Annotated in this window: 17 protein-coding genes and 2 pseudogenes; 9 read left to right on the top strand and 10 right to left on the bottom strand. The window is 62.2% G+C overall.

The window, feature by feature from the left end; translation table 11 throughout:
- Entirely contained in the window at window positions 1–774 is a 774-nt protein-coding gene (locus tag BJ917_RS09210) for a helix-turn-helix domain-containing protein (RefSeq protein WP_121103168.1), read from the bottom strand.
- A 147-nt stretch (window positions 775–921) separates the two neighbouring features.
- Here BJ917_RS09210 and BJ917_RS09205 point away from each other — a divergent pair, with 147 nt between their 5' ends.
- Window positions 922–1,149, top strand: coding sequence for a DUF6555 family protein (locus tag BJ917_RS09205; protein ID WP_096509946.1), 228 nt, complete (start codon window positions 922–924; stop codon window positions 1,147–1,149).
- Window positions 1,150–1,219: 70 nt separating this feature from the next.
- On the opposite strand, the gene BJ917_RS09200 is transcribed toward BJ917_RS09205, so the two are convergent.
- The 4 genes and pseudogenes from BJ917_RS09200 to BJ917_RS09180 all read right to left on the bottom strand — a co-directional run bounded on the left by BJ917_RS09200 (window position 1,220) and on the right by BJ917_RS09180 (window position 5,130).
- Window positions 1,220–1,381, bottom strand: coding sequence for a metallothionein (locus BJ917_RS09200; protein WP_096509945.1), 162 nt, complete (start codon window positions 1,379–1,381; stop codon window positions 1,220–1,222).
- Between the two features lie 543 nt (window positions 1,382–1,924).
- Window positions 1,925–2,680: a methyl-accepting chemotaxis protein gene (locus BJ917_RS32670; RefSeq protein ID WP_372237715.1), complete on the bottom strand. Its 756-nt coding sequence runs from the start codon at window positions 2,678–2,680 to the stop codon at window positions 1,925–1,927.
- A gap of 102 nt (window positions 2,681–2,782) precedes the next feature.
- Window positions 2,783–3,601 (bottom strand): annotated as a pseudogene (locus tag BJ917_RS32665) (cache domain-containing protein); the annotation flags it as partial.
- A 212-nt stretch (window positions 3,602–3,813) separates the two neighbouring features.
- A complete protein-coding gene (locus tag BJ917_RS09180) occupies window positions 3,814–5,130 on the bottom strand; it encodes a Na+/H+ antiporter family protein (protein WP_096509943.1) in 1,317 nt (438 codons plus the stop codon).
- A gap of 299 nt (window positions 5,131–5,429) precedes the next feature.
- Between BJ917_RS09180 and BJ917_RS32660 the strand changes: the two are divergent.
- From BJ917_RS32660 to BJ917_RS09170, 3 genes and pseudogenes are all read left to right on the top strand, one after another.
- A pseudogene (locus BJ917_RS32660) lies at window positions 5,430–6,719 on the top strand (HAMP domain-containing protein); the annotation flags it as partial.
- A 102-nt stretch (window positions 6,720–6,821) separates the two neighbouring features.
- A complete protein-coding gene (locus BJ917_RS32655) occupies window positions 6,822–7,577 on the top strand; it encodes a methyl-accepting chemotaxis protein (RefSeq protein ID WP_372237714.1) in 756 nt (251 codons plus the stop codon).
- 282 nt (window positions 7,578–7,859) lie between these two features.
- On the top strand, window positions 7,860–9,536 hold the full coding sequence (locus BJ917_RS09170) for an MFS transporter (protein WP_121103166.1): 1,677 nt from the start codon (window positions 7,860–7,862) through the stop codon (window positions 9,534–9,536).
- A gap of 131 nt (window positions 9,537–9,667) precedes the next feature.
- Here the strand turns inward: BJ917_RS09170 and BJ917_RS09165 are convergent, their stop codons facing one another.
- From BJ917_RS09165 to BJ917_RS09155, 3 genes are read right to left on the bottom strand one after another with little or no spacing between them, the layout of a single operon-like run.
- Window positions 9,668–10,984, bottom strand: coding sequence for a sensor histidine kinase (locus tag BJ917_RS09165; protein ID WP_121103165.1), 1,317 nt, complete (start codon window positions 10,982–10,984; stop codon window positions 9,668–9,670).
- Window positions 10,981–11,649, bottom strand: coding sequence for a response regulator transcription factor (locus BJ917_RS09160; protein ID WP_096509939.1), 669 nt, complete (start codon window positions 11,647–11,649; stop codon window positions 10,981–10,983). The genes BJ917_RS09165 and BJ917_RS09160 overlap by 4 nt, the downstream gene beginning before the upstream one ends.
- A gap of 3 nt (window positions 11,650–11,652) precedes the next feature.
- Entirely contained in the window at window positions 11,653–11,958 is a 306-nt protein-coding gene (locus tag BJ917_RS09155; RefSeq protein WP_121103164.1) for a PepSY domain-containing protein, read from the bottom strand.
- A 234-nt stretch (window positions 11,959–12,192) separates the two neighbouring features.
- Between BJ917_RS09155 and BJ917_RS09150 the strand changes: the two genes are divergently transcribed.
- The 4 genes from BJ917_RS09150 (at window position 12,193) to codA (ending at window position 16,181) form a co-directional block, all read left to right on the top strand.
- Window positions 12,193–13,272 (top strand): patatin-like phospholipase family protein, encoded by a 1,080-nt coding sequence (locus BJ917_RS09150; RefSeq protein WP_121103163.1) that lies wholly within the window; start codon window positions 12,193–12,195, stop codon window positions 13,270–13,272.
- A 75-nt stretch (window positions 13,273–13,347) separates the two neighbouring features.
- Complete coding sequence (gene queD / locus BJ917_RS09145; RefSeq protein ID WP_003223505.1) at window positions 13,348–13,704, top strand: 6-carboxytetrahydropterin synthase QueD; 357 nt, start codon at window positions 13,348–13,350, stop codon at window positions 13,702–13,704.
- A gap of 221 nt (window positions 13,705–13,925) precedes the next feature.
- On the top strand, window positions 13,926–14,750 hold the full coding sequence (locus BJ917_RS09140) for an alpha/beta fold hydrolase (RefSeq protein ID WP_121103162.1): 825 nt from the start codon (window positions 13,926–13,928) through the stop codon (window positions 14,748–14,750).
- A 186-nt stretch (window positions 14,751–14,936) separates the two neighbouring features.
- Window positions 14,937–16,181, top strand: a complete 1,245-nt coding sequence (codA, locus tag BJ917_RS09135; RefSeq protein WP_096509935.1) for a cytosine deaminase — start codon at window positions 14,937–14,939, stop codon at window positions 16,179–16,181.
- Between the two features lie 129 nt (window positions 16,182–16,310).
- Here codA and BJ917_RS09130 read toward each other — a convergent pair whose 3' ends face one another.
- Window positions 16,311–17,303: a diaminopimelate epimerase gene (locus tag BJ917_RS09130; protein ID WP_121103495.1), complete on the bottom strand. Its 993-nt coding sequence runs from the start codon at window positions 17,301–17,303 to the stop codon at window positions 16,311–16,313.
- 145 nt (window positions 17,304–17,448) lie between these two features.
- Between BJ917_RS09130 and BJ917_RS09125 the strand changes: the two genes are divergently transcribed.
- Complete coding sequence (locus BJ917_RS09125) at window positions 17,449–18,600, top strand: MFS transporter (protein WP_096509934.1); 1,152 nt, start codon at window positions 17,449–17,451, stop codon at window positions 18,598–18,600.
- A 98-nt stretch (window positions 18,601–18,698) separates the two neighbouring features.
- Here BJ917_RS09125 and BJ917_RS09120 read toward each other — a convergent pair whose 3' ends face one another.
- Complete coding sequence (locus BJ917_RS09120) at window positions 18,699–21,125, bottom strand: TonB-dependent receptor (protein WP_121103161.1); 2,427 nt, start codon at window positions 21,123–21,125, stop codon at window positions 18,699–18,701.
- Window positions 21,126–21,128 lie beyond the last annotated feature (3 nt).

Genomic DNA, 21,128 nt, shown 5'->3' with positions numbered 1-21,128 from the left:
CTACAGGTTTTGGGTCGAATACTGCGAAGGCGCGACACCCAGTTCCCGGCGGAACATGTCGCTGAAGCTGCTGGGGGAATAGCCCAGTTCCCGGGCAATCGCACTGACCGGTACGCCCTGGATCAACTCTGCCGCCGCCGTCGCCAGTTGCACCTGGCGCCGCCACTCGGCAAAACCCATGCCCAGGCCCTCCTTGAACAGTCGCGCCAGGGTACGCACGCTGGCACCGGCGGTTTCGGCGTGCTGTTCGAAAGGTATGTCCAGGGATGGCTGGGCCATGACCGCCTGGCACAGGTTCATCAGCCGCCGGTCGGAATCGTCCGGCAAAGGGATTTTCATCAGCGAGCGCCGGGCCCGCTTGAGCTCCAACAATGCCAGCCCTACCAATGCGTCGTAATACTCGGGGGCACCGTGGTCGCCCTGCTCCACCAGGCCGACGATCAACTCCCGCAGCAGCCCGCCGACCTCAATCACCTGCACGCTGTCATCAAGCGTTGCCGCCAGGGAAGGTCGCAGGTAGATGTTGCGCATTTGCAGGTCCGTCACCACGCGAATCCCGTGGGGCACCCCCGGCGGCAGCCACACCGCCCGTTGCGGCGGCACCACCAGCGCCTCATGGGGTGTCTCGACCCACATCACTCCGCTCATCGCGTACAGCAACTGCCCCCAGACATGCTCGTGCGGCTCGATGAACAGCCCGCGCGGATAGGTACGCGCCAGCGGTTGCACGGGCACATCGGTGTCACTCAGATCCGGCGGGGCAGCAAGGGCCATGGGCTATGATCATTAGCTTTGGAGGGAAGGCTTTATGTTAACCAGACCCCGGACAGGCCGCCAGGAGCGCAACCGTCTGACAATTTGACTGAATTTTCCGTCTGACCCGCGATCCGTTTATGTACCACAGGGAGGAATACGGGCCATATGAACAACGCAAAACTCTTCGTCATCGAGTACACCCTTCATGGCGTCCCCAAATCGTTCATCATTCGTCTGGAAAAAATGGACAACGCCGAAGCCTGGCATTGGGCGAGTTGCGACGCGGGGGTGGGCCGGATCCCGCGCTTTGGCCGGGAAAAAGTGCAAAAGACCAGCAAGCCGATGGCAGAGAAGTTCGGTGTGGAAAACGTCAAGTGGCGACCGGCGAACTGATGCCTTGGCGCCTGCCGCCCGAAAAAAAGCGGAGCCCGAACGGGCTCCGCTTTCCAATGCGTGATCGCTGTCAGCCATGAGCGCACTTGCAACCTTGATTGGCACACTCTTCACCGTGCTCATGGTGCTTGGCGCAGGCCTCACAGCAAAAGTGCTTGCCGTGACGCACGATCGGATGCTCACCAAGCTTGCAGTTACATTTAGGGCAGTCACATTTACGGTCATCGGTCATGGTGCTGACTCCTTATGCAGTGGTCGGGGCCGAACAAAACACCCCGTCCTACCAGTGTAGGAGCCGGCTTGTCGGACCGCCGCACCGCAGCGAAGGCGGCCTCGAGTCCTGCATCGCCCATAAAGACACCTTCGCCGGCAAGCCGGCTCCTACAGGTGTTGCGTCAGCCGTAAATTGTTCATTCATCCCCGGTCCTGGTGGGAGCTGGCTTGCCAGCGATGGCGGTCTCGAGTCTTGCACCGCCCATGAAGACGCCTTCGCCGGCAAGCCGACTCCTACAGGTGTTGTGCCAGCCGTAAATTGTTCATTCATCCCCGGCCCTTGTGGGAGCTGGCTTGCCAGCGATGGCGGTCTCGAGTCTTGCACCGCAAATAAAGACGCCTTCGCCGGCAAGCCGGCTCCTACAGGTGTTGCGCCAGCCGTAAATTGTTCATTCATCCCCGGTCCTTGTGGGAGCTGGCTTGCCAGCGATGGCGGTCTCAAGACTTGCAGCGCCCATGCGAACGCCTTCGCCGGCAAGCCGACTCCTACAAGTGGGGCGTGTCAGATACGGAACTGCCCGACCAGGCCGCCCAGGCGCTGCCCCAGCTCCGCCAGACTGCGCGATGTCTGCGCACCCAACTGGGTCTCGCCAGCCACGTTATCCACCGCCACCGCAATCTGATGCACGCTGCGGTTGATCTCTTCGGCCACGGCGGTCTGCTCTTCGGCTGCACTGGCGATTTGCGCGTTCATCGAATTGATGGTGGCGATCAGTTGCGCCATGGTGTCGAGGGACGCGCCGGCTTCGTTGGCTTGGGCCGAAGTACCATCACCGGCCTCACTGGAACGACGCATGGCTTCCACCGCCGACTGGGTACCGGCCTGCAAGCGATCGATCATGCCCTGGATTTCCTGGGTGCTGATTTGCGTGCGACTGGCCAGCGCTCGCACTTCATCGGCCACCACCGCAAAACCGCGTCCGGCTTCACCGGCGCGGGCCGCTTCGATCGCCGCATTGAGCGCCAGCAGGTTGGTCTGTTCGGCAATCGAGCGAATGACCCCGAGCACGCTGACAATCGATGACACGTCCTTTTGCAAGCTGTCGAGGGAGACGCCGCTGCTGCGAATGTCATCCACCAGCGCATGAATCTTCACGATGCTGCCGGCCACCACGCGCTTGGCAGCCTGGCCTTCTTCATCGGTCTGCTGCGCGGCCACCGCGGCGTTCTGCGCGCTCTTGGCCACTTCCTGGGCGGCGGCCGACATTTCATTGATCGCCGTGGCCACCTGATCGGTCTCGTGACGCTGGCGCTCCATGGCCTGGTCCGAACGGTGAGCCTGGTCGGAAACCTGAGTCACCAGCCCGGTCAGTTGCGAGGTCATTTCGGTGATCTGACGTACCAGGCCGTGGATTTTGTCGACGAAACGGTTGAACGAACCGGCCAGCTCACCCAGTTCATCCTGGCTGGTGATGGTCAGGCGCCGGGTCAGGTCGCCCTCGCCCGCCGCGATGTCGTCGAGGTTGGCTTTCATCAGGTTCAGCGGACGCAAAATGGTGTTGGCCAATAACATCCCGGCCGCCGCAATCAGCAACAGCACCACCACGGCCACACCGACGATGCTCAGCACCACGCCTTGCATGCGCTCCTGAACCTGAGCCTCGACCGCGGCCACTTGCGCCTCGATGCCGTCGAGGTTGACCGAGGTACCGACCGCCATGTCCCACTTCGACAGGTATTCGGTGTAGCCGAGTTTCGGCACCAACACTTGTGCGTTGCCCGGTAGCGGCGAGCTGTATTGCAGGTAATGGCTCCCGTCCTTGGCGACTTTCACCAGGTCGCGGTTGACGTAGACGCCGTTCGGGTCGCGATTGTCCTTGAAGCTCTTGCCCACGCCTTCAGGGTCGTTGGCCTTGAACAGGCGCACGGTCTCGGAGTCGTAGCCGAAGAAGTAGCCTTCCTTGCCGTACTTGATGTTCGACAGCAACTTGATCGCCTGGGTCCGCGCGGCGTTATCGCCCTGGGCGGCGGCGTCGTACAGCGGCTTGATGGTGGTCATGGCCACGGCCACATAGCTTTGCAGGGTGGCCTTGGCATCGCTGAGCAGGCGCTCGCGGGTTTGCTCGACTTCGTGACGGGCCTGGCCCTGGAGGATGAACAATGTAGTCAGGCTGATGACCAGCGCGAAGAGCAACACCGGGAGGACGGCAAGGGACAGGACTTTGGCCTTCAGGCTCATGCGCATGACGTTCACTCTTTTGGTTTTATTGGCGTGGGTAAAGGCTTTAACGGCACGCCAGGTCAAAAGTTGAGGTCAAGGTCGCACCGCCCCCTGTGGGAGCGAGCCTGCTCGCGAAGAGGGTGTGTCAGGCAACAAATGCATCGACTGATACACCGCCTTCGCGAGCAGGCTCGCTCCAACAGTGATTGTAGGGTGTCAGGGAAACCGGTTTACAGCACCATCGCCGCCAGCCACCCAAACGCCAGCAACGGCAGGTTGTAGTGCAGGAAGGTCGGCACCACGGTGTCCCAGATGTGGTGATGCTGGCCGTCGATGTTCAGGCCGGAGGTCGGGCCGAGGGTCGAATCCGAGGCCGGCGAACCGGCGTCGCCCAGGGCGCCGGCGGTGCCGACGATGCACACGATGGCAATCGGGCTGAAACCCAGCTGCACGCACAACGGCACGAAAATCACCGCCAGGATCGGCACCGTGGAAAACGACGAGCCGATGCCCATGGTCACCAGCAGGCCGACCAGCAGCATCATCAACGCGCCAATGGCTTTGCTGTGATCGATCCAGCCGGCCGACGCCTCAACCAGCGTCTGCACGTCCCCGGTCGCCTTGATCACCTCGCCGAACCCCGAGGCGGCGATCATGATGAAACCGATCATCGCCATCATTTTCATGCCTTCGGTGAACAGGTCATCGGTATCACGCCACTTGACGATGCCCGACAGCGAAAAAAGCAGGAAGCCCGCCAGCGCACCGATGATCATCGAGTCCAGCAGCAACTGAATGATGAACGCCGCCGCGATGGCCAGGCCTGCCACCATCAGGCTCAACGGGTTGTATTGCACGGCCACCTGCTCCACTTGCGCGATCTTTTCCAGATCGTAGACGCGCTTTTTGCGGTAGCTGATAAACGCCACCCCGAGCCCGGCCAGCATGCCCAGCGCCGGGATGCCCATGGCGTGGGTGACGTTGATGCCGCTGATGTCCACACCGCTGCGGGCGACGTTGGCCAGCAGGATCTCATTGAGAAAGATATTGCCGAAGCCCACCGGCAGGAACATGTACGGGGTGATCAGGCCGAAGGTCATGACGCAGGCGATCAATCGGCGGTCCAGTTGCAACTTGGTCAGCACGTATAAAAGCGGTGGCACCAGCAGCGGAATGAACGCGATATGTATCGGCAAGATGTTCTGCGAGGCAATGGCCACCACCCAGAGCAGGCCGATCAACAGCCATTTGACCTGTCCCCCACCACTGGCGTGCTGGCGATCGACCATCGCCAGTGCCTTGTCGGCCAGGGCGTGGGCCAGACCGGACTTGGCAATGGCCACGGCGAAAGCGCCAAGTAGCGCGTAGGACAACGCCACCGTCGCCCCGCCGCCGAGGCCGCTGTTGAAGGCCTTGAGTGTCGCGTCGATGCCCAGGCCACCGGTCAGGCCACCCACCAGCGCACCGACGATCAACGCGATGACCACATGCACGCGGGACAAGCTAAGTATCAGCATGATGCCGACCGCGGCAATCACTGCATTCATTTCATTACCTCGAGACAAACGGAAAGACTCCGTCCGGCAGTCTGCGAAGAGCCGCCAGCGGATTTAAGAATGGGTTTTATTAGAGGGCGCGCACTGTGAAGGAAGCAGCGGCAAGCTGCAAGCCTCAAGCAGCATGTGATACCGCTTCTTGTGGGAGCAAGGCTTGCCCGCGATGGCGTCCTTGAAATCGCCATCGCGGGCAAGCCTTGCTCCCACAGAAAGCGGCATCCCCTTAAGAAAGCCGAATCCCGGCCGTTACAGTGCAAAGTCTCAGATATTTATCGAATAAGGACGTCTCCATGTCGCTCAGACAACTCTCCATTCAATGGAAAATCACCCTGCTGGCCGGGCTGTGCCTGGCCGGCATCGTGACCCTGCTGGTGGGGCTCTCGCTGTATCGCATGGAGCACAGCTCCGAGCTGGTGAAAGCCTCGAGCATGGAGATGTTGACCGAAGCCGCCCAGGCGCGGATCGAGTCCCAGGGTGAAAACCAGGCGCTGGGCATTCGCCAACAGTTCATGGACGCCTATCAATATGGCCACGGCTTTTCGCGGCAGGTGCTGTTTTTGCGCGAGCAGGCCGAGAAACGCTTTCTCGATGCCTTCGATCTGCGCGAAGACCTGACCCGCCAGGTCAAGTCGGCCCTGCAGGCCAACCCGGAATTGCTCGGCCTGTCCCTGGTGTTCGAACCCAACGGACTGGACGGCAAGGACGAGCTGTTCGCCGGCCAGAGCGATGTCGGCAGCAACGAAAAAGGCCGCTTTGCCCTGTACTGGTCGCAACCGACCCCAGGCAAGCTGACGTTCATGCCTCTACCGGAAAAAGACATCGCCGACACCAGCACTGGCCCCAGCGGCGAAGCGGCCAACGCCTGGTTCACCTGCCCACGCGCCAACCTCAAGCCCTGCGTGATCGAGCCGTACTTCTATGTGATCGACGGCCAGAACGTGCTGATGACCAGCATCGTTTTCCCGTTGATGGTCAACGGCAAGGTCATCGCTTCGCTGTCGGTGGACATCAACCTCAACAGCCTGCAAGCGGTCAGCCAGAGCGCAAGCAAGAAACTCTATGACGGCCAGACCAGCGTCAGCATCGTCAGCCCGGCCGGTTTGCTCGCCGGCTACAGCCCGGACGCCAGCAAACTCAGCCAGCGTCTGGAAGCCGTGGACAAACACACCGGTGCCGAGCTGATGCGCATGCTCGCCACAGCCAGCAAGACCACCAGCCTGCACAGCGATCAGCAGCTCAAGGTGCTGGCGCCGTTCCAGCCGATACCGGGCGGCAAGGCCTGGGGCGTGTTGCTCGACGTGCCGGAAAAAGTGCTGGTGGGACCGGCCGAAGCGCTGAAAAAACAACTGGATGAAAGCAACACCGCCGGCACCCTGACCGAACTCGGCCTGGGTGTGCTGGCCGCCTTGATTGGCCTGCTGCTGGTATGGCTGATGGCGCGCAGCGTGACCAAGCCGATCCTCGGCGTGGCGCACATGCTCGAAGACATTGCCAGCGGCGAAGGTGACCTGACCCGTCGCCTGGCCTACGACAAAAAGGATGAGCTGGGTCAATTGGCCGGCTGGTTCAACCGTTTCCTCGACAAGCTGCAACCGATCATTGCCGAGGTCAAACGCTCGGTACAGGACGCCCGCAGCACCGCGGACCAATCCTCCGCCATTGCCACCCAGACCAGTGCCGGCATGGAGCAGCAATACCGCCAGGTGGATCAGGTCGCCACCGCGTCCCACGAAATGAGCGCCACCGCCCAGGACGTCGCCCGCAGTGCCGCCCAGGCAGCCCAGGCGGCGCGGGACGCGGATCAGGCGACCCGTCAGGGGCTGACCGTGATCGACCGCACCACCGCCAGCATCGACAACCTCGCCGCCGACATGAGCGCGGCGATGGTCCAGGTCGAAGGCCTGGCCGCCAACAGCGAGAAGATTGGCTCGGTACTGGAAGTGATCCGCGCCATCGCCGAACAGACCAACCTGCTGGCGCTCAACGCCGCCATCGAAGCGGCCCGTGCCGGTGAGGCCGGGCGCGGCTTTGCCGTGGTAGCCGATGAGGTGCGCAATCTGGCGCGACGCACCCAGGAATCGGTGGAAGAAACCCGCCTGGTGATCGAACAACTGCAAAGCGGCACACAGGACGTGGTGGGGTCGATGGGCAACAGCCATCGCCAGGCCCAGGGCAGCGTCGAGCAGGTCGGACAGGCCGTGACGGCCCTGCGGCAGATCGGCGATGCGGTAACGGTCATCAGCGACATGAACCTGCAGATTGCCAGCGCCGCCGAAGAACAGAGCGCGGTGGCCGAGGAGATCAACAACAACGTGGCGACCATTCGCGATGTGACCGAGTCGTTGTCGGGGCAGGCCAATGAGTCGGCGCGGGTGAGCCAGTCGCTCAATCGCCTGGCCAATCAACAGCAGAGCCTGATGGATCAGTTCCGCGTTTAACCCACCCCCCTCCCCTGTAGGAGCAAAGCTTGCTCGCGATTGCGGTAGAACATTCGACACTGCGGTGACTGACCTACCGCTATCGCGAACAAGCTTTGCTCCTACAGGTTCTGTGTCTGCCATGATGGCGAGTGGATATCTGTGCAAAGCCGATTATGCTTTTAGAGACTTCGCAGCAATGCGAGGCCGTCAGTGTGTGTCCGATGACATCAGCCCCAGGGCCAGGGTGCGGCAACAACAATGAAGGTGCTCCGGCCTAAAACAAGAAAAACGGAGAGTCTCATGGCGGCAATCGACAATACATCCACGGGCAGCGCGCCCCACCACGGCATTACCAAGGAGGAGCGCAAGGTCATTTTCGCTTCGTCCCTGGGCACCGTGTTCGAGTGGTATGACTTTTACCTGTACGGTTCCCTCGCCGCGATCATCGCCAAGCACTTTTTCGCCGGTGTCAACGAAACCACCTCCTTCATCTTCGCCCTGCTCGCGTTTGCCGCGGGCTTCGCCGTACGCCCCTTCGGCGCGATTGTATTCGGCCGGCTGGGCGACATGATCGGGCGCAAGCACACCTTCCTCATCACCATCGTGATCATGGGTGTGTCCACGGCGGTGGTGGGCTTTCTGCCCGGCTACGCAACCATTGGCGTGGCGGCGCCGATCATCCTGATCACCTTGCGCCTGTTGCAGGGCCTGGCCCTGGGGGGCGAGTACGGTGGCGCGGCGACCTACGTGGCCGAACATGCACCGAAAGGCAAACGCGGCTACTTCACTTCGTGGATTCAGACGACCGCGACCCTCGGCCTGTTTCTGTCGCTGCTGGTGATCCTCGCCTGCCGCACGGCGCTGGGCACCGAGGCCTTCGAAGCCTGGGGCTGGCGGATTCCGTTCCTCTTGTCGATCCTGTTGCTGATCGTCTCGGTGTACATCCGCCTGCAACTGAGTGAGTCGCCGGTGTTCATGAGAATGAAGGCTGAAGGCAAGGCGTCCAAGGCGCCGCTGACCGAATCCTTCGCCCGCTGGGAAAACCTCAAGATTGTGATCATGGCCCTGCTCGGCGGCACCGCCGGCCAGGCGGTGGTCTGGTACACCGGGCAATTCTATGCGCTGTTTTTCCTGCTTCAGACGCTGAAAATCGACCCGCAGACCGCCAACTTGTTGATTGCCGGCTCCCTGCTGATCGGCACGCCATTCTTTGTCATTTTCGGCAGCCTGTCCGACCGTATCGGCCGCAAGGGCATCATCATGGCCGGCTGCATCCTGGCGGCGCTGACGTATTTCCCGATCTTCCATGCGCTGACCCAATACGGTAACCCCGACGTGTTCGTCGCGCAGGCGAAAAACCCGGTCAAGGTGGTCGCCAACCCCGATCAGTGTTCGTTCCAGTTCGACCCGGTGGGCAAGGCCAAATTCACCAGTTCCTGCGACCTGGCCAAGACCGTGTTGGCAAAAAGGGCCATCCCCTATGAGAACGTGAAGTCCGAACCGGGCACCGTCGCGCAGGTCCGTGTCGGCGAGAAAGTGATCACCAGCTTCGAGGGCACCGGCATGCCGGCCGCCGACTTCAAGACGCAGAACGACGCGTTCACTGCCTCGCTTGTTACCGCTCTCAAGGAGGCCGGCTACCCCGAGAAGGCCGATCCGGCCAAGACCAACTACCCGATGGTGCTGCTGCTCCTGACGATCCTGGTGATCTACGTGACCATGGTCTACGGGCCGATCGCCGCCTGGCTGGTGGAGCTGTTCCCGGCGCGCATCCGCTACACCTCGATGTCGCTGCCCTACCACATCGGCAACGGCTGGTTCGGCGGCTTCCTGCCAACGGTGGCGTTCGCCATGGTCGCGGCCACAGGGGATATCTACTACGGGCTGTGGTACCCGATTGTCATCGCGGTGATGACGGCCGTCCTGGGGATTTTCTTCATGCCGGAAACCAAGGATCGGGAGATTCATCACACCTGAATTTTTAAGGGATAACGCAATCCCCTGTGGGAGCGAGCCTGCTCGCGAAGGCGGTGTCACATCCAACATCGATGTGATAGACCCACCGCATTCGCGAGCAGGCTCGCTCCCACAGTTTTTCCGGTGTTGGATCAGGTGCGTCTGGGCAATTCGATCACCACCTTCAACCCACCCCACTCGCTCTCCTGCAACCGCAACACCCCGCCCCAGGTGTCGACGATGTCGCGCACGATACCCAGGCCCAATCCATGGCCGTCGGTCTGTTCATCCAGCCGCGTACCACGGCTGAACACCCGATCGCGGCGGTCTTCGGGAATGCCCGGGCCGTCGTCCTCCACACTCAACTCAAACCCGTGCGCAGTTTCAGTCACACTCAAGCGGACCGCGGCATCCGCCCATTTGCAGGCGTTGTCCAGCAGGTTGCCGAGCAACTCCAGCAGGTCTTCGCGATCCCATGGCAGTTGCAGGCCCGCCGGTGACCGATAGCTCAAGTCCAGATGTTGCCCATGGATCATGTTCAACGTCGCCAGCAAGCCGGGCAGTTCAATGTCGCAGTCAAACCGTGCGCCGGGCAGTGCGTCGCCGGCCAAACGGGCGCGGTTGAGTTCACGGTTGAGCCGCTGTTGGACCAGCTCCAGTTGCGCCTTGAGGATTTTGCGCAGTTGCGGGTGGGCGTCGAGCTGCTCGCTTGACGCCAGGCTCAACAGCACCGCCAAGGGGGTTTTCAGTGCGTGGCCGAGATTGCCCAGGGCATTGCGCGAGCGCTTGAGGCTGTCCTCGGTGTGGACCAGCAAATGGTTGATTTGCGCCACCAGCGGTTCCAGTTCCACCGGCACCTGATCATCAAGCTGCGAGCGCTGGCCCTGTTGCAGCTGCGCGATCTGTTCCCGGGCCTTCTCCAGTGGTCGCAAGGCGCGACGCACGGTGATTCGCTGCAACAGCAGAATCAGCAGCAATCCCCCCAATCCCAGCCCGAGACCGATTTGCCGCATGCGCTGGAAGCTCTCTCGCACCGGTGTGTAATCCTGCGCCACGCTGATGGAGATCGACTGGCCCAGCCGGCGATAGTCCGAACGCAACACCAGCAACTGCTGCCCCTCCGGCCCCAATTGCAGGTTGCTGTGCAGGCCGGGATGTTCGAGGCGCGGCAGTTCCTGATCCCACAACGACCGGGAGCGCCAATGACTGTCGGCAAAATCGATACGGAAGTAATGACCGGAAAACGGTCGTTGGTAGGCCGGCGACAAATGCCGCTCATCCAGTTGCAGGCCCTGCGGCCCCCGCACCAGCGCCACCAGCAGGTTCTCGCTGTCGATGCGCAGCCCGGATTCGAGGTAGCGCTGCAAACCCACTTCGAACAGCCACAGACTGGTTTGCGCCAATATCAGGCCGACGACCACCAACACGCTGATCAGGCCCAGGCTCAAGCGGCGCTGGATCGATCTCACTGCGCTTGCCCGCCGAACAGGTAACCCTGGCCGCGACGGGTGTCGATCACGCTGCGTCCGAGCTTGCGACGCAGGTGATTGACGTGGACTTCCAGCACATTGGAGTCGCGCTCGGTTTCACCGTCGTAGAGGTGTTCGGCGAGGTGGCTTTTGGAAAGGATCTGGTCCGGGTGCAGCATGAAGTAACGCAGCAGGCGAAACTCAGCGGCGGTCAGCTGAATTTCAGCGCCGTCGCGGGTCACGCACTGGCGACCTTCGTCCAACTGCAAACCCGCCGCCTTGAGCGTCGGCTGATTGACCTGGCCGTGGGAGCGGCGCAGCAACGCCTGGACCCGCAGGTGCAGTTCTTCCGGATGAAAAGGCTTGGTCAGGTAATCGTCGGCGCCGGCCTTGAGCCCTTCGATGCGCTCGGCCCAGGAACCGCGGGCGGTGAGGATCAGTACCGGCGTGGCCAGGCCACCGGCGCGCCACTGCGCCAGCACCTCGAGTCCCGGCAACCCTGGCAGGCCGAGGTCGAGGATGATCAGGTCATAGGGTTCGCTGCTGCCCTGGTACACCGCGTCGCGACCGTCGGCCAACCAATCCACGGCATACCCTTGCCGATTGAGGCCGGCCAGCAGTTCGTCGGCCAGGGGCACATGGTCTTCCACCAGGAGCAAACGCATCGGTCAATCTTCCTTGTCTTTGAGCAAACGGCCGGTGGCGGCATCGAGGGCGATCTCGCGGACCACGCCTGAAGGGGTCAGCAACTCGACTTCATAAATGTAGACATCGTGCTTCTCTTCGAGATCGGCTTCCAGCAGCTTGGCCCCCGGGTAGCGGTCCAGCGCTTGTTGCAGCAGTTGTTCAAGCGGCAGGATCACGCCTCGTTGGCGCAGGCGCAGAGCTTCGTCCTGATCCAGGTCGCGGGCGTGGACGAGGCTGGCGGTCAGGCCGATGAGGGACGCGGCGAACAGGGCCGTCAGGGTGTTCATGGGTGTTTCCGTATTCTTCGGATCTTGCCTGAGGGGGCCACCATAGCAGCATCAACTTAATTGAAACTGAATTGCCATCATCGATCATACCCAATCCCTGTGGGAGCAAGCCGGCTCCGGGCGGCGTTCCGACGAAGAGGCCGTGTCAGTCGCCATCGATGTTGAATGACACACCACTTTCGCGAGCAGGCTCGCTCCCACATAATTCCCCGCTTGCCAGACACCGAGACCGGTATGACCGCCATCCACATCAAGTTCCCCTCCCTGACGATCAAGGCCGGCCCGCGTGCCTTTGCGCGCATTCGTGAAAACGGCCTCGGCGCCGCCGATGTCGGCACGCTGCCTGGCGCTGCCGGTGGGCCGAAGGCACTGGGCATTCAGGGACTGGACCTGGCGTTGTTCGGCCAATGGCTGCCGTCGGCGCCTCGGGAGCGTTCACTGATTGGCGCCTCGGTCGGTTCCTGGCGCTTCGCCAGCGCCTGTCTGCCGGACGCCGCCGAGGGCATCCGCCGTCTCGGGCAGCTTTACACCGAGCAGAACTTCGCCAAGGGCGTGACCATGGCGCAGATCAGCCAGAGCTCGCGACGCATGCTCGATGACTTGCTCGACGGCCGCGATGCCGCCCTGCTCACAAATGCCCATTATCGCCTGAACATCATGGTGGTCAAAAGCCACGGCCTGCTCGCGGATGATCATCGCGGCCGGCTGGGCCTGGGTCTGTCGTCGGTGATCGCCGACAACCTGCGCGGTCGCGCGCGGCTGTCGCGGCATTTCGAGCGGTTGATCATCCACGACCCGCGCCTGGCGCCGCCGGTCAACGCGCTGAACGACTTCCCGTCGCGCTTCGTCCCGCTGAACGCCGGCAATTTGCGCCAGGCGCTGCTCGCCTCGGGGTCGATTCCCATGGTAATGGAAGGCGTGCGCGACCTGCCGGGTGCCGGCGCAGGCACGTTCCGCGACGGCGGTCTGCTGGACTATCACCTCGACTTGCCCTACAGCGGCAATGACATCGTGCTGTATCCGCACTTCACCGACCGGGTCATTCCCGGCTGGTTCGACAAGACCCTGCCCTGGCGCCGCGCCTGCCCTGCCCGCTTGCAAGATGTGCTGCTGCTGGCACCGTCCAGGGAATACCTGGCACGCCTGCCCTACGGCAAACTGCCGGACCGCAACGACTTCAAGCGCTTCATGGGCGACGCGCCGAGCCGGCAGAAGTACTGGCGCGCGACGATGGATGAAAGTCGCCGGCTGGGCGATGAGTTTCTTGAACTGGCCGCCAACGGTCGCCTTGGCGAACGCCTGCTGACCCTTTAGTCAGGACAAGCTGTTAAACTCGCAGCCTGCCTACATCGCTACGGCGATCGCCACCTGAACAGAGCTGAAAACACTGTGGAAATCTTCAAGGAATTTACGTTCGAATCCGCCCACCGCCTGCCCCACGTCCCGGACGGCCACAAGTGCGGGCGCCTGCACGGTCACTCGTTCAAAGTGGCGATTCACCTGAGCGGCGATCTCGATCCGCATACCGGCTGGATCCGCGACTTCTCGGAGATCAAGGCGATCTTCAAGCCGCTGTATGAGCGTCTGGACCACAACTATCTGAACGATATTCCCGGTCTGGAAAACCCGACCAGTGAAGTGCTGGCCAAATTCATCTGGAACGAGATGAAGCCGCTGCTGCCGGAACTCAGCGCGATCCGCATTCACGAAACCTGCACCAGCGGGTGCATCTATCGCGGCGAGTAAACAGACAACACAGATCCAATGTGGGAGCGAGCCGGCTCCGGGCGGCGTTCCGACGAAAGCGGTGTGTCATTCACCATTAATGCTGACTGACACGGCCTCTTCGCGAGCAGGCTCGCTCCCACAGGGGGAATGCGGTTTGTCAGGGAAATAGAGAACAGCCTTCAACGGCTGTTTTTTTATGCCTATGCTTTTTGGCTCTCACCCGCCAAGAGGACACGCCCATGACTGACTGGCCGCTGGCCCAGACCTTTCGCTTCAACGGCCACTCCGTGCGCTTCGCCGTACGCGGCGACGGCCCGCCGTTGGTGTTCGTGCACGGCACGCCCTTCTCCTCCTATGTCTGGCACCGTATCGCGCCGTATTTCATCACCACGCACCGGGTGCATTACTTCGATCTGTTGGGCTATGGGCAGTCCGATAAAATCGAAGGTGACGTGTCGTTGGGCGTGCAAAACGAATTGCTGGCGCGCCTGCTGGAGCATTGGGGCCTGGATTGCCCGGACGTGGTGGCTCACGATTTCGGGGGGGCCACGGTGCTGCGTGCCCATCTGCTTAACGGCAAGGATTATCGCAGCCTGACACTGATCGACCCGGTAGCGCTGACACCCTGGGGCTCGCCGTTCGTGCAGCATGTGCGTCAGCACGAGGCCGCGTTCAGCGGGCTGCCCGACTACATTCAACGGGCAATCGTGCCCGCCTATATTCGCGGGGCGATCAAGCGGGACATCCCGGACGACGAACTCGCACCCTACGTGCAACCCTGGCTGGGCGATCCGGGGCAAGCGGCGTTCTATCGGCAGATCGCGCAGATGGACGAGCGCTACACCCGTGAGGCCGAAGGGTTGTATCCAACGATTCGCTGTCCGGTGCAGATTCTCTGGGGTGAAGACGATCAGTGGATCCCCATTGAACGCGGCCGCGCCTTGCAGGGCATGATTCCCGGGGCGCAATTTCACGCCATTGCCAATGCCGGACACCTGGTCCAGGAAGACGCCCCCGAAGCCATTGTCGCGGCACTGCTGCGCTTTCTCCCCTTTTTTTCCTGACGAAACCGAATCTCTGTGGGAGCGAGCCTGCTCGCGAAGACGGCAGCACATTCAACATCAATGTGACTGCAATACCGCCTTCGCGAGCAGGCTCGCTCCCACATTTGAACGGCCCACTGGCGGGGATTGCCACCACCGAGCTAACGTAGGGGTATCGACTAACAGCTTTCTGAAAGGACCCTCCCGATGCACATCATCAACGCCCGGTTGCGCAACCAGGAAGGCCTGCATGAGTTGCACCTGGAAAACGGCCTGATCAGTAATATCGCCCGGCAGACCGAAGCCCCGACCCTGGGTCCCGAGGACCTGGACGCCGGCGGCAACCTGGTGGTGCCACCCTTTGTCGAGCCACACATCCACCTCGACGCGACGCTGACCGCCGGCGAGCCACGCTGGAACATGAGCGGCACGCTGTTCGAAGGCATCGAATGCTGGGGCGAGCGCAAGACGACCATCACCCTGGAAGACACCAAGACCCGGGCGAAAAAATCCATCCAGAGCCTCGCCGCCCACGGCATCCAGCATGTACGCACCCACGTCGATGTCACCGATCCGCAACTGACGGCACTGAAAGCGATGCTCGAAGTGCGCGAGGAAAGCCGTCACCTGATCGACCTGCAAATCGTCGCCTTCCCCCAGGAAGGCATCGAGTCCTATCGCAATGGCCGTGACTTGATGGAGGAAGCGATCCACATGGGTGCGGACGTGGTCGGCGGGATTCCGCATTTCGAGTACACCCGCGACCAAGGCGTCAGTTCGGTGAAGTTTTTGATGGACCTGGCTGAGCGCACCGGTTGCCTGGTGGATGTGCATTGCGATGAAACCGACGACCCCCACTCACGCTTTCTCGAAGTCCTGGCCGAAGAAGCCCGCAGCCGCGACATGGGTTCGCGGGTCACCGCCAGCCACACCACGGCCATGGGCTCCTATGACAACGCTTACTGCGCCAAGCTGTTTCGCCTGCTCGGGCATTCGGGGATCAGTTTTGTCTCCTGCCCCACCGAGAGCATTCACCTGCAAGGGCGCTACGACAACTTTCCGAAACGCCGGGGTGTGACCCGGGTCAACGAGTTGCTCGAAGCCGGCATGAACGTGTGTTTCGGCCAGGATTCGATCGTCGACCCGTGGTATCCGTTGGGCAACGGCAACATCTTGCGGGTACTCGAAGCCGGCCTGCATATCTGTCACATGCTGGGTTACCGCAACCTGCAAAGCGCGCTGGACCTGGTCACCGACAACAGCGCCAAGGCCCTCGCCCTGGGTGATCGTTATGGCCTGGTAGCGGGACGGCCGGCGAACTTGCTGATCCTGTCGGCGCAGAGCGACTACGAGGTGATCCGCAGTCAGGGCTTGCCGTTGTATTCGGTTCGCGGAGGCAAGGTGTTGATGAAGCGCACGATGCCGGTGGTGGAGTTCAGTGACCTGAACTGAGACTTGTATTGGCTGGACTGGCCCCATCGCGGGCAAGCCCGCTCCCACAGTGTCCGAGTTGAAACACACATTGTGTGAAAACCAACGATACCTGTGGGAGCGGGCTTGCCCGCGATAGCTATCTAACTATTAGCCAATCAATCGAGCCGTACCAAACAGGCTCACCCGACTCAATTCCCCTTGCTCTTCTTCGAGCAAAATCGGCGCCGTCCCACCCGGCATCACCACCTTCACTTCCCCGGCGCTCACCCAACCCACCCGCCATGCCGCACACGCCACCGCCGTGGCACTGGTCCCCGATGAGGCGGTTGGCCCTTCGCCCCGCTCGAACACCCGCGCGACCACCCGCTGCCCGGACTCGTGCATCGCCCATTGCAGGTTGATCCCCGCCGGACACGGCCGCCCTGCCCCCGCCGGCATGGCATAGGCGATCCGCGTCAATCCTTCGGCTAATGGCGATTCGCGCATCTGTTCATTGCCCGGCAAGGCATCCGCGTTTTCCACCAGCGTCACGCAATGCGGATTGCCCACCCGCGTAAACTGGCTGCGCGACCAGGCGGCATTCAACGACGACAACGGTTGGACATGGCTGAGTTCGCGACCGCGGAACAGCACGCTTTCAACGCCATGGGCACTGACCGCTTGCGGCCCGAACGAAGGCTTGCCCAGGTCCAGCCAGAACCCGTTCACACCTTCAACTTGCGCCGCTTTCACCGATGTTTCACCCGGTGAAACCACATCGGCCTTGTCGTGGTGCACCCTGAGCACACAGGTCTCGTCCTTCGGCAAAAGTCCCTGGTCGCTGAGCGCCTGAGAGAAAATCGTCAGCCCGTTGCCGCTGCGCTCGGCCAGGGTACCGTCGGTGTTCACGATCAACAGATCGAAGGGCGGCGCCGACTGGAAGGGCCCCACCAGCAACCCATCGCTGCAATGATCCTTGCTGCCGGGCGGTCGCGTGCCGGGCGCCCAGGAGCAGCACGCCTCGATGGCCGCGAACGCCCAGGTTTCGCGGGTTTGTGCAGCGTCGCCGGCCTGGTCGGGCAAGGCGATACCCTGGCGGCGCAATGCCTCGGGCGCCACAACTTTGTAGATATTGCCTCGTGCATCGTACATCCGCGCCATGGCGCCCTCCCTGCTGGAATGATCGGTCAGGCTCAACATATCGCGAAACACCGTCTGGCTGTGCAAGGATGTGCGGACGCTGATCGAACCCTCGCCGCCAGATCACTGTCCTTAAGGGACGCGACGTTTTTTGCCAAGGATTGATATGACCAACCTCAACACCCAGACCTCGTTCGTTCCGGGGCGCCTGGAACAGATGTCCACGCGTGTCGCCTTTTTCATTGCCGGCTTCGGCATCGCCGCGTGGGCGCCGCTGGTGCCTTATGCCAAGGCCCGGGCCGGGCTGGATGAAGGCACCCTGGGTCTGTTGCTGCTGAGCCTGGGGGTAGGTTCGATCCTGGCAATGCCCATGGCCGGGATTCTGGCCACGCGTTTTGGCTGTCGCAAGGTGGCGACCGGCGGCACATTGATGATCTGCCTGGCCTTGCCGCTGTTGGCGACGGTGTCGTCGATCCCGGCGATGATCGCTGCTTTGTTCCTGTTTGGCGCGGGCCTGGGCACGGTGGATTCGACGGTCAACCTGCAAGCGGTCATCGTCGAGCGGGCCAGCGGCAGGAACATGATGTCCGGGTTCCATGGCATGTTCAGCCTCGGCGGGATCGTCGGCGCGGCGGGTGTCAGCGCGCTGCTGGGCCTGGGGCTTTCGCCGCTGGGCGCGACGCTGGTGGTGGCTGTCTTGCTGCTGGTCGCACTGGCGAAGGCGGCACCGCACCTGCTGCCCTATGGCAGCGAAAGTTCGGGGCCGGCGTTTGCCGTTCCCCGCGGCATTGTGCTGTTCATCGGCGGGATGTGTTTCATCGTGTTCCTCGCCGAAGGCGCGGCCCTGGACTGGAGCGCGGTGTTCCTGGCGCAGGAGCGCGGGATCGACACGGCCTATGCCGGACTGGGTTACGCGGCGTTCGCGCTGACCATGACGGTGGGACGCTTGACCGGTGATTCGATCGTGCGGCGCCTTGGCGCGACGCGGGTGATTGTCTTCGGCGGGATGACGGCTGCGCTCGGGCTGCTGCTGGCGACCTTCGCCCCGGGCTGGGAAGCGGCGCTGGTGGGCTACGCCCTGCTGGGCGCCGGCTGTTCGAACATCGTGCCGGTGCTGTACACCGCCGTGGGCAAGCAGACAGTCATGCCGGAAAGCATCGCCGTGCCGGCCATTACCACCCTGGGTTACGCGGGAATACTCGCGGGGCCTGCGGTGATCGGGTTCATCGCCCATGGCAGCAGCTTGAGCTTCGCCTTTGGGCTGATGGCGGTGTTACTGGTGGCGGTGGCTATCGGAGGGAAAGTTTTGAAAGTCTGAAAAGCTTCGCGAGCAGGCTCGCTCCCACAAGGGTTCAGTAAACGACACATAACCAATGTGGGAGCGAGCCTGCTCGCGAATGAAGGCGCCTCGGTCTATCAGAACCCGACGCTGGCCTGCACGAAGAACGTGCGCGGTGCGCCGACGTACATGCCCGAGTTGTTGTCGCTGGAGCGGGTGAAGTACTGCTTGTCGAAGATGTTTTTCACCCCGGCGCCGACTTTCAGGTTCGACACCTGCGGGCCGAAGTCATAGCCGCCACGCACGTTCCAGGTGACGTAGCCCGGAATGTCGCCGAACTGGCCATCGGCGGTGCCTTCAGTGATGTAGTTGTTGGTGAAGCTGCCATCGGCGTTCACTGCAATGCCAGGCGAACGCTGTTTGGACTGGGCGAAGGCGTCGACGTTGTAGGTCCAGCGGTTGATGTCGTACCGCAGGCCCGCGGTTGCCACCTGACGCGAGTAGAACGGCAGGTCGCGCCCCTTGAAGCCGGGAATTTCACCTTCGTAGACGGCACGGGTGTAGGTGAACCCTGCGTTGGCGGTCAGGCCGTCCAGGCGTGGGTCCAGTGCCGCCATGTCGTAGTGCACCGAGGTCTCGATGCCACGGTGCGTGGTCGCGCCGAGGTTGGTCCAGCCCGCGTCGTTGCTGATGTACTGCAACTCCTTGTCGAAGTCGATGTAGAACAGCGTCACTTCACCGCCCCATACACCATCGTTGTAGCGGGTGCCGATCTCGTAGGTCTTGGCTTTTTCCGGCTCCAGGCCATTGGCGGGTTGATCACCCACGCCACCCTGGCCGAGCTGGAAATACTGCAGGGCGCCGAACGAGGTTTCATAGTTGGCGAACAGCTTCCAGGCATCGGACATGTGGTACATCACGCTCAGGGCCGGCAGCGGTTCGTTGCTTTCAATGCTGCGGTGCTTTTCCGGCACAGGCTTGCCGGCGGTGTCGAGCACCGGGCGGTCGTGCCAGTCGGTGCTGATGTGCTCAAAGCGGATGCCTGGGGTAATGGTCCAGTTACCGACATCGATCTTGTTGTCGACATACACCGAGTTGGCTTCAGTGCCGCCGGTACGGTCCTGATACACATGGCCGTCCGAAGTCTTGGTCACCACCGGTTCGTTGCTGCTGTTCAGCGCCAGGCGGCTGGCTTCTTCGTGCATGCCTTCCTTGAGGTAGCGATAACCGACACTGACTTCCTGAGTGGTCGGGCCGACGTCGAACACATGGGACACCCGTGGCTCGATCCCGAAGGTGTAGTAAGTGCGCGGAAACGAGCCGAGGGTCTTCTGGTCGCGAGCAGCGATGTTGCTGCCACGGAAACTGTCGGTGTAGTAAGTCAGCACTTCGGCCTGGGTACGGTCGTCGATCTGCCGCGCCCACTTGAACGACACATCCTTGCGGCGGCCGCTGAAGTTATCGTTGTTGCGGTCGGACTGGAACGGATCGGCATCGAACTGCGCCTGGGTCAGGCCACCGGGCATGTCGGCGCTGGCATCGTAGTAGTGAAAATTCAGGCTGAAGTCGTCAACATCGGTAGGTGCCCAGTGGGTCTTGAGGATCACGTCGTCGATGTCGTTGCCGTTGTTGCGCTCACGGTAACCGTTGCCGTTCACGCCGGAATACAGCAGCGCCACGCCGATGCCGTTGTCGGCGGTGCCGCCCATGAACGCGGTATCGATGTGTTTCCAGCCACCGTGTTGGGAAGTCTCCAGAGTGGTGCCGATTTCAGCGGAGGCTTTTTCCGGGATGGCACGGGTCACAAAGTTGATCACACCGCCCACGTTCTGCGGTCCGTACCGCACCGAGCCGGCGCCACGCACCACGTCGATGCTGTCGAGGTTGCCGGAAGAAATCGGTGCCATCGACAGCTGGGGCTGGCCGTAGGGGGCGAACGCCGCCGGCACGCCATCGATCAGAATGGTGGAGCGTGGCGACAGGCGCGAAGTCAGGCCACGCACGCCGACGTTGAGGGAAATATCACTGCCACCGGTGCCGTTGGCATCCTGCACTTGCACACCCGGCACGCGCTTCAATACGTCGCCGACGTTCATCGCACCCTGCTCGACCATGGCTTCACGGCGAACCACCGTGCGCGCGCCAGGGTGGTTCTGTACCAGTGCGGCATCGGCATCGTCGAGCCAGTTGCCGACCACCTTGATGTCGGTCGCCCCCAGTTCCAGCGGACCGCCGGACGCTTGAGCAGGCGCAGGCATCAACGTCACCGACCCTTGATCGATCTGGTACTGCAGACCGCTGCCTTGCAGCAATTGACGCAACGCCTCTTCCGGCGAGAGATTGCCGTCCACCGCCGGCGCTTGCTTGCCGGCCATCAGCTCAGGGCTGAAAAAAACCTGCAACGACGTTTGCTGGCCCAGCTGAGTCAAGGCCTGACCCAAGGGTTGCGCCTGGATATGGATGGCGTCGGCGGCGTATGCCTGGGGCATCGCAACGTTGACCGCCAGCGCGAGCGCCAGCGGCAACCAAGGGAACGTATTGTTTTTAGCGGTGGATTTCTTCACGTC

Source organism: Pseudomonas sp. WPR_5_2, assembly GCF_003634475.1.
Taxonomy (GTDB): domain Bacteria; phylum Pseudomonadota; class Gammaproteobacteria; order Pseudomonadales; family Pseudomonadaceae; genus Aquipseudomonas; species Aquipseudomonas izuensis.
The sequence above is the reverse complement of the archived record's forward strand: the minus strand, read 5'-3'. Positions and strand labels throughout refer to the sequence as shown.